This window comes from Candidatus Pantoea formicae, from assembly GCF_011752625.1.
Taxonomy (GTDB): domain Bacteria; phylum Pseudomonadota; class Gammaproteobacteria; order Enterobacterales; family Enterobacteriaceae; genus Pantoea; species Pantoea formicae.
This window is the reverse complement of record NZ_VWXD01000001.1, coordinates 549,532-562,593: the sequence shown is the minus strand read 5'-3', so window position 1 is coordinate 562,593 and position 13,062 is coordinate 549,532. Positions and strand designations below refer to the sequence as shown.

Genomic DNA, 13,062 nt, shown 5'->3' with positions numbered 1-13,062 from the left:
CTGGTGCGCATGAATGCGCACCCTAAAACATTATTATGAGGTCGCCCTTGGTGGCGACCTCAGGTTTTTAAGAACATCTTGCGATACATCGAAGGCGTCATGCCTGTCACCTTCACAAAAGCCCGTCTTAAAACATCGTTGCTGCGATAACCACAAGCGGCCGGAATGGCTTTCAGCGGCATTGAACCTGCTTCCAACAACTTTCGCGCTTGATCAATTCGCGCATTCTCCAGCCAATTGCCCGCCTGTAAGTCCATATGTTGACGGAAAAGCCTCGCTAAGTGCCGTGTGCTGATTTGCATATGTGCGGCGAGATCGTCAAGCGAATTGACCTGTGCCAAATTCGCCAAAGCCCATCGCTGCATCTCTTGAAACGCACTGCGACCACCCAAAGAAAGTTGCTGTTTGCGAACAAAATGTCCCTGATTCACTGGCCGTTGAAAGAACATCACCAAATTGGCGGCGATATCCTGTGCCAATTCGCGTCCCAAATCTTCTTCCACCAACCTCAGAGCCAGGTCGAGCCCCGACGTGACGCCAGCGGCAGTACGTAATCGCCCATCTGCGATGTAAAGCGCATCAGCCTCCACCTGCGCATCCGGTACCTGTTCCACCAGTGCGTCAGCGCAGGCCCAATGGGTCGTCACTTTTTTACCACTCAGCAACCCGGTTTGTGCCAGCAGCAGCGCACCGGTGCAAATCGAGCCAAAGCGCTGACTTTCATGGCATAGCTCAATCAGACGTGCGGTTTGCCGCGCAGTTAATTGCATATCCCGCGCCTCGGGTGCGCCCGCGATCAGAAACGTGTCAGTTTGCTGGATATCTTGCAGTGTGACATCCGCCATCAAACGCACACCTGACGAACAACGAATACTGGCCCCTTCCAGTGACATGACTTGCAGCTGGTAAACGGTACGATTGAGCAGTCGATTAGCTTCGGCAAACACATCTAACGGGCCAGAGACATCGAGCAATTGCGCCCCTGGCACCGCCAAAATCGCAAGATGATGATTCATGCGCTATTCCCGTCTGTAAAAGTCTTAATGTCTTAAAAGGTCGTTAAAAGATTATTTAAGACATTCTGCCTCGGTATTAAGCTGGTTGCAACTTAACCGAGCGGAGAACCTCCATGAAATTTTCCATTAACGGCATCACTATTCCCGATACTGCAATGACCCGTGACGCGACGACTTTTGTCCGTGATACCGAATCCGATTTGCTGTTTCACCACTCCAGCCGCGTCTATTACTGGGCCGCACTCGCAGGACGCCGGTTAGATCTTAAGGTGGATGCTGAGCTGCTTTATGTCGGCTGTATGTTCCATGATGTTGGACTGACGCACGAACACTGCAGCTGCGACAAACGCTTTGAGGTGGATGGCGCCAATGCGGCGCGTGATTTCTTGCAACAGTATGGTGTAAAGCAGGCCGATATCGATAAAGTCTGGACCGCGATTGCGCTGCATACCACTCCGGGCATTCCGCAATTTATGGCCCCGGAAATTGCGTTAGTCACCGCTGGCGTGGAAATGGATGTCTTGGGCATCAACTATGATCATTTCAGCGATACGGAGCGTGAAGCAGTAGTACAACAGCATCCTCGCCCCGCTCAGTTTAAGGAAGAGATTATTCAGGCGTTCTACGATGGCATTAAAAACAAACCTGATACCACCTTCGGCAATGTCAAAGCCGATGTTATAGCCGACAAGCAGCCTGACTTCTCACCAATGAACTTTTGTAGCGTCATCCGTCAGTCACGCTGGGTGGGATAAGTGGTGTGGCGCAGCAGTAGCCGCGCTTCTTAGTCTGCTAATTGATAAACAATGGCTAAGCCGCACGGCTGGCTATCGAGAGATAAATGTCACACCAGCCGGGAAAAAGGCGCTTCAACGCCTGTTCAGCGTGCAGTTGTAAACATCAAAATAACACTCTCGTCACAAATATAACCTTTATCAAATCAGCAAAATTTAATCATCGATCATTTTCTGTACTGTGCGCATAACGTTGCTAATATAGCAACGCAACACACAGCAATGCGTTGCTACGAGAATTTTTTCCTTGGTTTAATTACCCCGCCCGCTTAGCGGGCATTTTTTTGTCCATTCACGCCCCATCCCAATACCTGAGGCAGATGCTGAGTTAGTAAAATGAGCGTTGTTTCTCATTAAGAAACGCCAGTTCTTCCAGTGTGGATGGGCGATTAAGGCGCTGATTACGATGTGGATAGCGACCAAACGCCTCGAGAATCTGCCGATGTTCTAACTCACTCTGATAGTAAGAGGATCCTTTCAGCGCACCGAATAGCACTTCAGCTTGTTGATGGACAACACGAGACTCGGCATGCATCCAGGGCATCAAGAGAAAGCCTTTTTCATCCAGGCTCAGTGATTTATAACCCGGAATTTTCACCGCTTCCTGCGCGAGCAATAGCGCCATGCCATCTTGCTGCCAGGCGAGAGCACTGTCCCGATGGAGATTGCGGGAGAATTGATCCAGCACGATGATTTCTGCCAATCGACCTCGAATGTCTTTCCGCCAAGCCGACAGCTCACCGCGACGAGCCGCTTCCCAACAATCATAAAAACCACCCCGTATAGCTTCATCAAACCCGTCATTCTGTTTGAACCAATAGTTTTCATGGCGCGCGTTAAACCAGAATGCCAATACGGTTTCATACTCCATCCTATTCCCCACAGATAATTCCCCTGATAACCATAAAGGTTAGGCTAAAATCGTGGTGGTTATCTGTTAGACTCGCGCGGGCTAAGTATGGATAAGGAAACCACTGAGGTGAATGCATGAGTAATCAACTGGATGAGCGACTACAAACCGAGCTGGATAGAATCAACGTAGAAGAGCAGCGTAATGACCGCCCCTACTTTGATATCTCCTTTATCAAAAATTACCCCGGTTTATTCAGCCTGATGTGGATACTGTTTGTTCTTACCATGGCGCTCCTGTTGTACTCCGACTCTTTCGGCACCATCGAATATGTGGTCTGCATCCTGATTTTTGCGGTGTGTAATTTTTTCTTCTTCTTCCATGTCAATCCGTCGTACAAAGCGAAGGATATCGATAAAGGTGCCTGGAAGAATTGTTACACCGGTGACTGGTATATGGAAGTCCATGTCCGGGACGCTTTTGTCGATGAACTGCTGGACAGCGCCATTCTGACCGAGAGTGAAAAAACTCGACTGAAAGAGATGCGCGCCAAGAAAGGTTATCTGTACTTTGCTGATATCTATCGTTTAAGGCATTAAACCCTTACAGCGCGCCGCTCCCACGACGCGCTTTCCATGCTATTTCACCACCGGATGCTTAGCAAACTGCAGTGCCTGCATAAATTTATCGTCCAGATGCAGATGCTGCCGCACCAAATCTGCTGGCGTACTGGCCAACCATTGATTCAATGAAATATCCGCGTAGTAATCGCTTTTAAATAATTCTAAAAACCGCAGCGGCTTATCGCCGATATTTTCAATGTAATGCCCCATGGCGAAAGGAACATAGCCAACATCACCTGCGCGGAAATCGAAGGTCCGAGCCTGCCCCGATGAGGCAAACACGCCCATGCGTCCTTCACCTTCCAGATAGTATTGCCACTCATCGTTGTTTGGATGCCAATGCAATTCCCGCATAGCGCCGGGTTCAAGTTCCACCAATGCAGCGGCGACAGTTTTTGATATGGGGAAATTACTGGTATCGGTAATGCGTACGGTACCACCCGGCAGGGTGATCGGTTTTTGAGCCAGCATCTTATGCGAGAAATTCAGCGCAGATTTCACACCACCTTTCACAGCAGCTGAAGCCTCGCCTTCCGGCGCCTTCCCGGCAAAAATATACTCGTCGGCCGGTGATGGCAGCGTGTTGAAAACGTCCGCTGAGACGCCAAAATTTTTAGCGAGCACTTCAGGCGGAATGTGTTTAAACCAATCGCTAAGCAGGAAAGTGCTGTCCTCATCAAAGTTACCGTTATCAAAGGCCAGTAAAAACTCACAACCGTCGGGACCGAGCCCCTGGATAGAGTGCGGTACACCGGGCGGGAAGTACCACAGGTCACCCACGCCAACATCATCCACAAACCATCCACCTTGGGTGTCCAGTGCAGTGATACGTGCATTACCATAGAGCATGTAAGCCCACTCGCCCTCTTTATGCCAGTGCAGTTCACGAATGCCACCATTATCGAGCCGCATATCTACACCTGCGATGGTGGTGGAAATCCCTAATTCGCGTTGTGTCACCTGCCGCGTCCACCCTCCGCTACCTTTGCGTACATGCGCATCGCTAAAAGAGAAGCGCAGATTCGGTAATGTACCGCTGTCTGTTGCTGGTGGATCGACAATATCGGGATTGAGCCCTTCACGGATAGGATCGTGTGGACCGGGGTCGCGGGGATGGTGGGGATCGCTTGCTGGGTAAGTGGCCACTGTTGCATCGTGGGCATGAACTTTACCCGCTGCCAACGCCACGGTACCACCCGCTGCAAATGCCATGAAGGTTCGACGAGATAAGTTTTCTAATTTCATACCTGTTGTTTCCTCAGTTTCTTATGGTCTTAATAGAGCTCATTAACCATAGTGAAACTGTGGCATTGCGATGTAACAGCCTGAAACCAGGTTCAAGCAAAAGACTTAATTGAGGTTAGAAACTAACTGCATCAATAATTTAAAATAAAAATGCCGTTGATAAAACATTGAGATTTGAACATACAATACGAGGCATAAAAGGCACTAAGTGGTTAATTTAGCCAAAAAAACAATTAGAAAATTTTATTAATAACGGCAGGGGAGTTAACAGGATGTTACAAATGGCAGGCAATGAGTCAGAAATCGCCTGCCATTTTGCTTAGTTTTTCAGCACCTCAGCTGTAGCAAACAGTTTATTCTTGCCGCCCATGCTGGTGATATGGATAGCATCGCCACCCATCGCACGGGCTTTGTTATTGAGCATCTGTTCTGCCTGATCCAATGTACCCGCACCAATAACCGAGACGTGGCCAATCACTGTTCCCGGATTAACGGACGAGGCTGCTGCCATCAAAGGGGCGGAAATGACCAAGCTAAATAGCATGGCAGCGCTGAAAATAGACTTTTTCATAAAATACTCCTGGAAACTTAATTTGTTAGTGAATCAATTTGTTGTTCACTATCATCGAATAAAATATGGAGATTATTGTTATGGGTAAAAATAAACGCACGCTCGGGTATAGGAACTTATCTATCCAACCGTTAATATAGCGCCAACGTTTGATGCAGAGATATTATCGCCCATTTTTCTCTTCTGTGTGGAGGTTATATGGAGATTGCATGGAGAAGTGTGAATAAATGAAATTATCCGCCAGTGACGCCGTGAAAATTGTATTTGCGGAAGATGACAAAGATATCGCCAGCGCATTAATGGCCTATTTGCACCGTGAAGGGTTTATTGTTTTTCACGCAGATGATGGCGTAAAAGCGGTAAATTACGTACAAGAACATGAACCAGACTTTATCATCCTCGATATTAAGATGCCGCGTAAAGATGGCTGGGCCGTGCTGGCTGATATTCGCCACTTCACTGACGCGCCCGTGATGATGCTAACCGCGCTGGATACCGACGCTGACAAAGTCTATGCACTGCGTACCGGCGCCGATGATTATGTGGTCAAGCCCTTCAATCCCAGCGAGGTCATTGCCCGAATCCATGTCATTCTGAGACGCTTACGCCATCACGTTAAAGATGATGTCAGGCAGATTTATGAAACCAAACAACTCTATATCAACCAGATGACACACCAAGTCCTCGTTGGACCGGAGCGCGTGGATATCTCAAATCAACTCACTTCCACCGAATATCGTATTCTGCTGCATCTCATCCGCTACCCCAAACGTGTCTTTAGCCGTGGCGAAATTCTTGATGCCTGCCTGGCAGAGAGCGGTGCCGGTGAACGTACTGTCGACAGTCATATCAGTAAGTTACGAAAAAAACTCGAGAAATCAGGCATTAATTTTGTACCCGAAAGCATTCGTGGCTTTGGTTATCGGTTAGGAGATTGAGGGTGAAGAAACACAGTATTCGCTATCGGCTGTTCTTCCTGTCGGCCAAGGTCACGGTGATCGGTATGATCATCTCGTTTATCGTTTGCTATCTCTACTCATGGATTGCCAATGGTGCTGTAATTGAAACTTTTAATTTTAGCGACTATCTCAACGCCCTGATTTCGACTTTTTTGGCGATCACCGTTGCGCTTGGCCTGTCGTTGCGCTTTACCAGCGGCATGATCACTCCTATCGCCTCCATCATCGAGAGCGCGCGAAAGATTGCGGAGGGCGAGCTCTCAGCTCGTGCTAGCAGGGGTAAATATCGCATCACGGAGATGGACCATCTGGTCAGCGATTTCAATTTGATGGCGGAAAAACTCGACCATATGTCTCGTGAAATGAAGGTATGGAATGCGGCCATTGCGCATGAACTTCGCACCCCAGTCACCGTGTTGCGTTCCCATTTACAGGGCATTCATGATGGTGTGATCCAACCTGATAGCACCAATATCGCAGGATTGATCAAACACACCGATAGCCTGACTCACATGATTGAGGATTTACGGGTCATCAGCCTGGCAGATACTGGGCAGCTGCGCCTGTTCCGAGAGTTTGTTGACTTAAAAGTAGAGATGCGCACCCTGCTGAGCACGTTAGCGCCGCAATTTACTGAGAAAGGCAAAGTGTTGGTACAGCAGTTGGAAGATGTGAATTGTTATGTTGATGCACATCGTATTAAACAAGGCATTTTAGCCCTGCTTCATAACGCGCTGGATTATTCCTCTCAAGGGAAAGTGGTGGTTACTTGTCGTGAGCAGGCAGGTAATGTCGAGATCGTGGTGGAAGATGAAGGTCCTGGCATTGCTCCCGAAGAGCGCGAAAAGATCTTCGATGCGTTTTACCGTGCAGACAGTGAAAGACCCTCGCACGTCGGTGCTTCCGGATTAGGGCTTTCTGTGGTTCGCGCCATCGTTTTAGCGCACGGTGGCGAGGTTAAATGTGAACCCAGTTCATTAGGCGGGATTAGCTTTCGCATGACGTTGCAAACGGGATAAGGTGACAGGCATCTACGCATTGCGGGGCTGCCTAATGGCAGCCCCTATTTTATCACCCTTGCGGATTAGAACTGGTAAGTCAGCCCCAGCCCTAACTGGTCATCAGATGCAATGCCCAGGTTGTTGTCACTGTCGATGCGGTTGAGTTTATAGTCCGCATACACTGACATGTTTTTGTTGAAGTAATAGGCCAGCGAGAAGTCCCAGTAATTGAGCAGGTCCTGATCGCCCGTAACCTGCAGATCTTTGGCTTTGGAACGGAAATAACCGACTTCAGGCGCGAAACCACTGTCGAACAGGTATTTCGCCACCAACTCAATATTGCTGGTCTTGTTGGCGTAACCAAAACTGCGTACGGGTGTCAGGTTGTGTGCTTCTGCATAGGTTGCGGCGAGATAGATATGACCATCGTCGAATTTCGCGCCTGTTGCCCAGATATCTGCTTTGTCGCCCTCACCCAACTGCATCTGGTTCTGCGCCGTGGTGCGTTTGGATGAAGCATAGGCCGCTAACAGGGAAATATCGTAACCGACATCATAGCTGGCAGAGATACCATAGCCATCGCCGTTAGCACGGTTGGTAGGACGCAGTGAACCATTATTGGTGTTGTCGCTGTTGGCACCCTGATATTGCAAAGCAAAATTCAGTCCGTCAACCTGACCAAAGAAGCCTTTGTTGCGGTAAGTCAGCATGCCGTTGCCACGACCGGTCAGGAAGTTGTCCGAGGCGCTAAAGGTTTCATCATCAAAGATGACGGGAGTATCAGTAATCGCTGCAACATCATAGATCACGCCGTAGTTACGACCGTAATCAATTGAACCCCATTGGCCCCATTTCAGTCCAGCAAAGCCAAGGCGCGTCTTATTCCCGTTTTGCGCATCACTGCCTTCGGAGTTGTTGGCCTGTACGTTATATTCCCACTGGCCATATCCGACCAGCGAATCATTGATCTGGGTTTCACCTTTAAAACCAAAACGAATATAGGTGTTATCACCATCAACACTCTTATTGTCGCTAAAGTAATGACGCGCAACGGCCTGACCGTAAACATCTAACTTATTACCATCATGATTAAAGATTTCTGCCGCCTGCGCGCTCATTGCACAACTCGCCGCGATGGCTAATACGAGAATTTTCGCTTTCATTTATTTCATCTCTTAAGGTGATATGCCAATGCTGTTGTGGTTTTTATTTATCCACTTCAAAAAATAGATTGAACAAAAAACCACAGCGGCAGTCTCACCAAATAGATTTATTCGAGCAAGAACATTTCGTCATATTACTGTCACAATCTGAAAGTTATATTGCGATTAGATGGATTGTCGGTGTGAAATTAAACCCTCACAAATCGAAGCTTGATGATAATTAAATCTTCCAGTGTTTCAGGCCAAAGTCGATAATGGCCTTTAATTTGGCGCTGGCAAAACGATCCTGCCGATAAACCATATTGACCGCTCGATTAGGAATGGTGAAATCCGTCAGTAATGGCACTAGAGCACCGCTGGTAAAGTCCTGTTGCAACAACACCTCAGGCTGCATGATAACCCCAGCCCCTGCGAGTGCCGCATGCCGGAGCGCTTCGCCGTGATTAATACTGATGCAGTCATCAACGCTGACACTCACCTTTTCCTCACCGCGTTGGAAATGCCAATGTCGTTGCGCCTGTTTGAGCCTAAAGCCCAGACAATAATGGTTAGCCAGATCTTCCGGGCGCAGTGGCATCCCCTGCGCAGTCAAATAAGTAGGCGCAGCGGCAATCGCCATGCGGTAACGTCCTAGTGGCCGAGCCACCAGAGATAAGTCCTGTAAACTGCCGATACGAATCGCCACTTCGACTTCATCTGCCTGCAAATCCATCACGGAATCAGTCAGAAAAAGGTCGACGTTAACGCCAGGATGACGCAGACGAAATTCACCCAGCGTTGGCGCAATCACCCTTGCACCAAAGGTGGCAGGTGCAGAGAGGCGCAACAGCCCTTTAGCCTCCACATGCAACTGGTTGATCACCTGATGGGTCTCACCGATCAGCCCCAAAACTTGTTGGCAGTGCTGATAAAACACCTTGCCTGCCTCGGTCAGACCCATTTGACGCGTGGTGCGATGAAGGAATGTGGCGCTAAATTGCTGCTCAAGTGCTTTGATATGCATGCCTATCATCTGAGGCGTCACATCAGACTTCGTTGCCGCTGCAGTCATGCTGCCCTGATCGACCACATCGATAAAAATGGCCATGCTTTTGAGTAAATCCATTTGCGACTTTCCGTCCTTGTGCCCAAGGTATTGATCCTTCGATCAATACCTTATGATGTCAATGCGCTTCACCGGTGTTTTTTGTCGCCACCCCAGCGCGAGCAAAGTAGGCAAACAATAATCCGACAGTTGTCACCGCCGCCGCAACCAGAGGAAGTTGAGCCACTTTAACGCCTTGCTCTAGCATATAACCGCCCAGCCATGCGCCGCCTGCATTACCAAGGTTGAACGCCGCGATATTAAACGACGACCCCAGCACAGGCGCATTTTGGGTGGCATGCATTGCCTGGACCTGTAACGGGGTAATTGCAGAAAACATCGCGGCACCAAATAAGAAAACCAGCAGTGCGGTTATCGCTTTGAATCCGGCAAACAACCCCAGCGCAACCAGCACGCTCAGGACGATCGCCAGGGTCACAAGGATGCCAAGTCGCAGATTAAAATCAGTGAGACGCCCGCCTAACGGATTGCCCAGCACCATCCCCACACCAAACACCAGCAGTAGCCAGGACACCGCACTCTCAGGGAAACCAGTCACCTGAGTCAGCAAAGGCCCAATGTAAGTTAATGCGGTGAAAATCCCGCCAAATCCAATAATCGTTATTAGCATGGCTTTGAGCGCCTGGGGTTGCAGTAGCACCCGGAACTCTGAGGCCAGATGTTGAGGTTTGGCATTTTTGATGTCGGGTACAAACACCATCATCGCCAACATCCCTAAAACACCCAGAGCGGAACAACCGATAAAAGTACTGCGCTAGCCAAAGTGCTCGCCCATTAACGTACCCAGTGGCGTACCGAAAACATTGGCTAATGTCGCCCCAAGGAACATGGCCGCGATAGCGCTGGCCTGTTTCTCTTTGCTGACTAGTTGTGTGGCAACGACCGCGCCCAATCCAAAGAATGATGCATGTGCCAACGCAGCAATAACACGCGCCAGCAGCAAGTATTGGTAGCTGGTTGCGACAGCACAGGCAAAATTTCCTGCCACATACAGCAACATCAACATCACCAGCGCATTTTTACGTTTAAAGCGCACCATTAAAGGTGTCAGCAAAGGAGCTCCTATCACCACACCCAACGCATAGGCCGTCACCAACATCCCTGCCGAAGCAACGCTGATAGACATGTCGTGGCTGATGTTGAGCAGCATGCCAACGATGACAAATTCAGAAGTACAAATAGCAAACGCACCCACCGTCAGCGCAAATAAAGCAATCGGCATATTCACATCCTATTCATAGGTTTAGCAGACAACCCACTGTTGTCTGTTGCTGTGAATCTATTGTTGCCGCAAGAGGCATCGGGATAAATGGAAGAAGGCTTTCAGGATTAGAAAGCCAAACTTTCTAATTGAGATGTTCTGGTCTTTCAGTTCTAAAGCCTAAGCCAATCAAACGACCGAACAGATGGCGCAAGAACGGGAAACGGCTGATCATCTGCGGCACTTTACTCGGCGTAGTGCGCTTACGTTTATTACTGCTCATTTTAATTTGCAGGAATTGCGTGGCAACGGTGGGAAACTGTCGGCGCTGTTGCACTTTCTGCAGATCACGTACTGTGACATGACCTTTTTTCAGTGGAAGAGTCAGGCAATTGGCCGCTGCCACCGCATCCTGAATCGCCAGATTGACGCCAACGCCGCCAATCGGCGACATCGCATGGGCGGCATCACCAATGCACAGCACGCCGGGCTTCATCCACTGATCCAGCCGGTCTATACGAATCGACAACAGTTTCAATTGGTCCCAACCGTCGAGCTCCTCCATGCGCTCAGCGCTGAAGGGTGCCACTTCAGCGATAGCCTGTTTTAGCGTCTCCAGACCGGCGAGCTTTAACGCGTCAAACTCTCCTTTTTGGATGGTGTAGCCGCACTGCCAGTAGTCACCGCGATCAATCACAATGAAATTCTGCTTTGGCCCTTTATGACCCATACCCCATTCGGGATCGGTTTCCTGTTTGCCCAGCCGGAACCACAGCACATCACGGGATGAGCCAAAGTTTTTACTTTGTAATCCGGCTTTGGTACGTACCTGCGAGTTACGCCCATCCGCGCCAATCACCAACGAGGTATGAATGATGTGCGCATCGTTACCCTGTAACGTTTTAACACCCGACACCACTCCCTCTGCATAGATCAAATCATCGAAAGCGGTGGATTGTAAGAGCATGAAGCCGGGAAAAGCGGCCGCTTTGCTCGCGAGAAAATTGAGGAAATCCCATTGCGGCATAAAGGCAATAAAGCGGCACTGCACCGGCAAGCGCGAGAAATCAGCCATCGTGATCTCCTGACCGGCTACTTCTGCCTGTAATTTTTCGGCTCTCTGATGCGGTAAGGTCAGTAGCTCATCCAGCAACCCGAGATGGCGCATGATCTCCAGCGTCGAGGGATGGATGGTATCGCCACGAAAATCGCGCAGGAAGTCGGGATGTTTTTCAATCACCACGACGCTTAATCCTGATCTCGCCAGTAAATAACCCAGCATTAATCCTGCTGGTCCGCCGCCGACGATACAACAGTCGGCGGTGTGTTCTGTTGGTTGCATCCTGACCTCAGCACAAAGCAATTGATGATAATCGTTATCATTTATATAGCATCGTGTTGATGTTTAAGTGGGAATAAATGCCGCAGTATCTGTCAGTACATAGCTACATGCTTCCCGCAGGCGCTAGCTGTGTGAGATCAAACCCAGCTCAATCAAGCTCTGCGCCGTCGCGATAATCGCCTGTTGGGGTGTGCGCGGCTGCCAGCCCAATACAGACATCGCTTTCTCTGCAGTGACGTTCATATCTACCCCCAACAATTTCACCATCCCAATCATCACTGGATTCTTATCTGCAGCAGCCCGCACACTCTCATCCGTGAGTTCGATCGTCGATACGCAGCGGGCGGCGTCACCCAGTGACGTTTTCAAGGTATGGGCAACCTCCACCAGACGCAAACTATGGCCCGAACTGGCAAGGAATCGCTCCCCCTTGGCTGCTGGGTGCTTCATGGCGATGACGTGTAAATCGGCGACATCCCGAACATCCACAAAACAGCTGTTGATATCAGGACAACCCGGCTGTCCTTCTAACATCTCTTTGATAATCCGGGTCGAGTGTGAGTAATCTGCGCCCAGTACAGGTCCGAGTACTGCCACGGGATTGATAGCTGACAGCTCTAAACCCCGACCTTCCTTCTCAATAAAGGCCCAGGCTGCCCGTTCCGATAAGGTTTTGGAACGTTGATACGGCCATAAATCGCTGTCCAAATTCGTCCAATCCGTCTCCTTAAATGGGCGCGGGTAGTCCGACGAGTGACCGACTCCGACCGCACCAAATGCCGACGTTAACACCACGCGTTTAACGCCTGCATCCCTCGCGGCCCGCAGAACGCGCAAATTTCCTTCAATCGCGGGGTTGATCCAATCGGCCTCGGTGACCTGCTCACCCGATGGTGTAGGTGATGCGCCGTGCAGCACATAAGTACAGCCTTGAGTGGCCACATCCCAACCCTGATCGGCCATTAAATCTGCCACGACAAATGTCAGGTTTTCACCTGGCTCTACACCTCCTTGCTGGAGATTTTGTCGCACTTCGTTCTCTCGCTGGGCTGAACGCACCGTCGTGCGCACTCTGTATCCCTGTTTAAGCAGGGAAATAATGCAATGTTGTGCGATAAAACCGGTACCACCCGTCACCAAAACGGTTTCTTTAGTCATGAAAAATGCCTCGCTGTTGTGATACTGAGCAGAG

The 13,062-nt window shown here is 49.6% G+C and carries 12 protein-coding genes and 1 pseudogene; 4 read left to right on the top strand and 9 right to left on the bottom strand.

Going from position 1 to position 13,062, the window contains the following annotated elements:
• Positions 1-59: 59 nt before the first annotated feature.
• Positions 60-1,016 (bottom strand): GlxA family transcriptional regulator, encoded by a 957-nt coding sequence (locus F3J38_RS02895; protein ID WP_167134918.1) that lies wholly within the window; start codon positions 1,014-1,016, stop codon positions 60-62.
• Between the two features lie 113 nt (positions 1,017-1,129).
• On the opposite strand from F3J38_RS02895, the gene F3J38_RS02890 reads away from it, so the two are divergent.
• Positions 1,130-1,771 carry an HD domain-containing protein gene (locus F3J38_RS02890; RefSeq protein ID WP_167134916.1) on the top strand — a complete coding sequence of 214 codons (642 nt, stop codon included), beginning with the start codon at positions 1,130-1,132 and terminating at the stop codon, positions 1,769-1,771.
• A gap of 367 nt (positions 1,772-2,138) precedes the next feature.
• On the opposite strand, the gene F3J38_RS02885 is transcribed toward F3J38_RS02890, so the two are convergent.
• Entirely contained in the window at positions 2,139-2,681 is a 543-nt protein-coding gene (locus tag F3J38_RS02885) for a DUF924 family protein (protein WP_167134914.1), read from the bottom strand.
• Positions 2,682-2,797: 116 nt separating this feature from the next.
• On the opposite strand from F3J38_RS02885, the gene F3J38_RS02880 reads away from it, so the two are divergent.
• Positions 2,798-3,259 (top strand): YlaC family protein, encoded by a 462-nt coding sequence (locus tag F3J38_RS02880; RefSeq protein WP_167134912.1) that lies wholly within the window; start codon positions 2,798-2,800, stop codon positions 3,257-3,259.
• 39 nt (positions 3,260-3,298) lie between these two features.
• Here F3J38_RS02880 and F3J38_RS02875 read toward each other — a convergent pair whose 3' ends face one another.
• Complete coding sequence (locus F3J38_RS02875) at positions 3,299-4,495, bottom strand: cupin domain-containing protein (RefSeq protein WP_167135568.1); 1,197 nt, start codon at positions 4,493-4,495, stop codon at positions 3,299-3,301.
• Between the two features lie 352 nt (positions 4,496-4,847).
• Complete coding sequence (locus tag F3J38_RS02870; protein WP_167134911.1) at positions 4,848-5,099, bottom strand: YdgH/BhsA/McbA-like domain containing protein; 252 nt, start codon at positions 5,097-5,099, stop codon at positions 4,848-4,850.
• Positions 5,100-5,326: 227 nt separating this feature from the next.
• On the opposite strand from F3J38_RS02870, the gene F3J38_RS02865 reads away from it, so the two are divergent.
• Together F3J38_RS02865 and F3J38_RS02860 are read left to right on the top strand one after the other, a co-directional pair.
• Positions 5,327-6,037, top strand: coding sequence for a response regulator (locus tag F3J38_RS02865; protein ID WP_167134909.1), 711 nt, complete (start codon positions 5,327-5,329; stop codon positions 6,035-6,037).
• Positions 6,038-6,039: 2 nt separating this feature from the next.
• Positions 6,040-7,077: an ATP-binding protein gene (locus F3J38_RS02860; RefSeq protein WP_167134907.1), complete on the top strand. Its 1,038-nt coding sequence runs from the start codon at positions 6,040-6,042 to the stop codon at positions 7,075-7,077.
• A gap of 65 nt (positions 7,078-7,142) precedes the next feature.
• On the opposite strand, the gene F3J38_RS02855 is transcribed toward F3J38_RS02860, so the two are convergent.
• The 5 genes and pseudogenes from F3J38_RS02855 to F3J38_RS02835 form a co-directional block, all read right to left on the bottom strand.
• Positions 7,143-8,222, bottom strand: coding sequence for a porin (locus tag F3J38_RS02855; protein WP_167134905.1), 1,080 nt, complete (start codon positions 8,220-8,222; stop codon positions 7,143-7,145).
• A gap of 220 nt (positions 8,223-8,442) precedes the next feature.
• Positions 8,443-9,327 (bottom strand): LysR substrate-binding domain-containing protein, encoded by an 885-nt coding sequence (locus F3J38_RS02850; RefSeq protein WP_167134903.1) that lies wholly within the window; start codon positions 9,325-9,327, stop codon positions 8,443-8,445.
• A gap of 58 nt (positions 9,328-9,385) precedes the next feature.
• A pseudogene (locus tag F3J38_RS28070) lies at positions 9,386-10,549 on the bottom strand (MFS transporter).
• A gap of 124 nt (positions 10,550-10,673) precedes the next feature.
• Positions 10,674-11,870: an FAD-dependent oxidoreductase gene (locus tag F3J38_RS02840; RefSeq protein WP_167134902.1), complete on the bottom strand. Its 1,197-nt coding sequence runs from the start codon at positions 11,868-11,870 to the stop codon at positions 10,674-10,676.
• A 123-nt stretch (positions 11,871-11,993) separates the two neighbouring features.
• Positions 11,994-13,028 (bottom strand): SDR family oxidoreductase, encoded by a 1,035-nt coding sequence (locus F3J38_RS02835; RefSeq protein ID WP_167134900.1) that lies wholly within the window; start codon positions 13,026-13,028, stop codon positions 11,994-11,996.
• Positions 13,029-13,062: the final 34 nt, after the last annotated feature.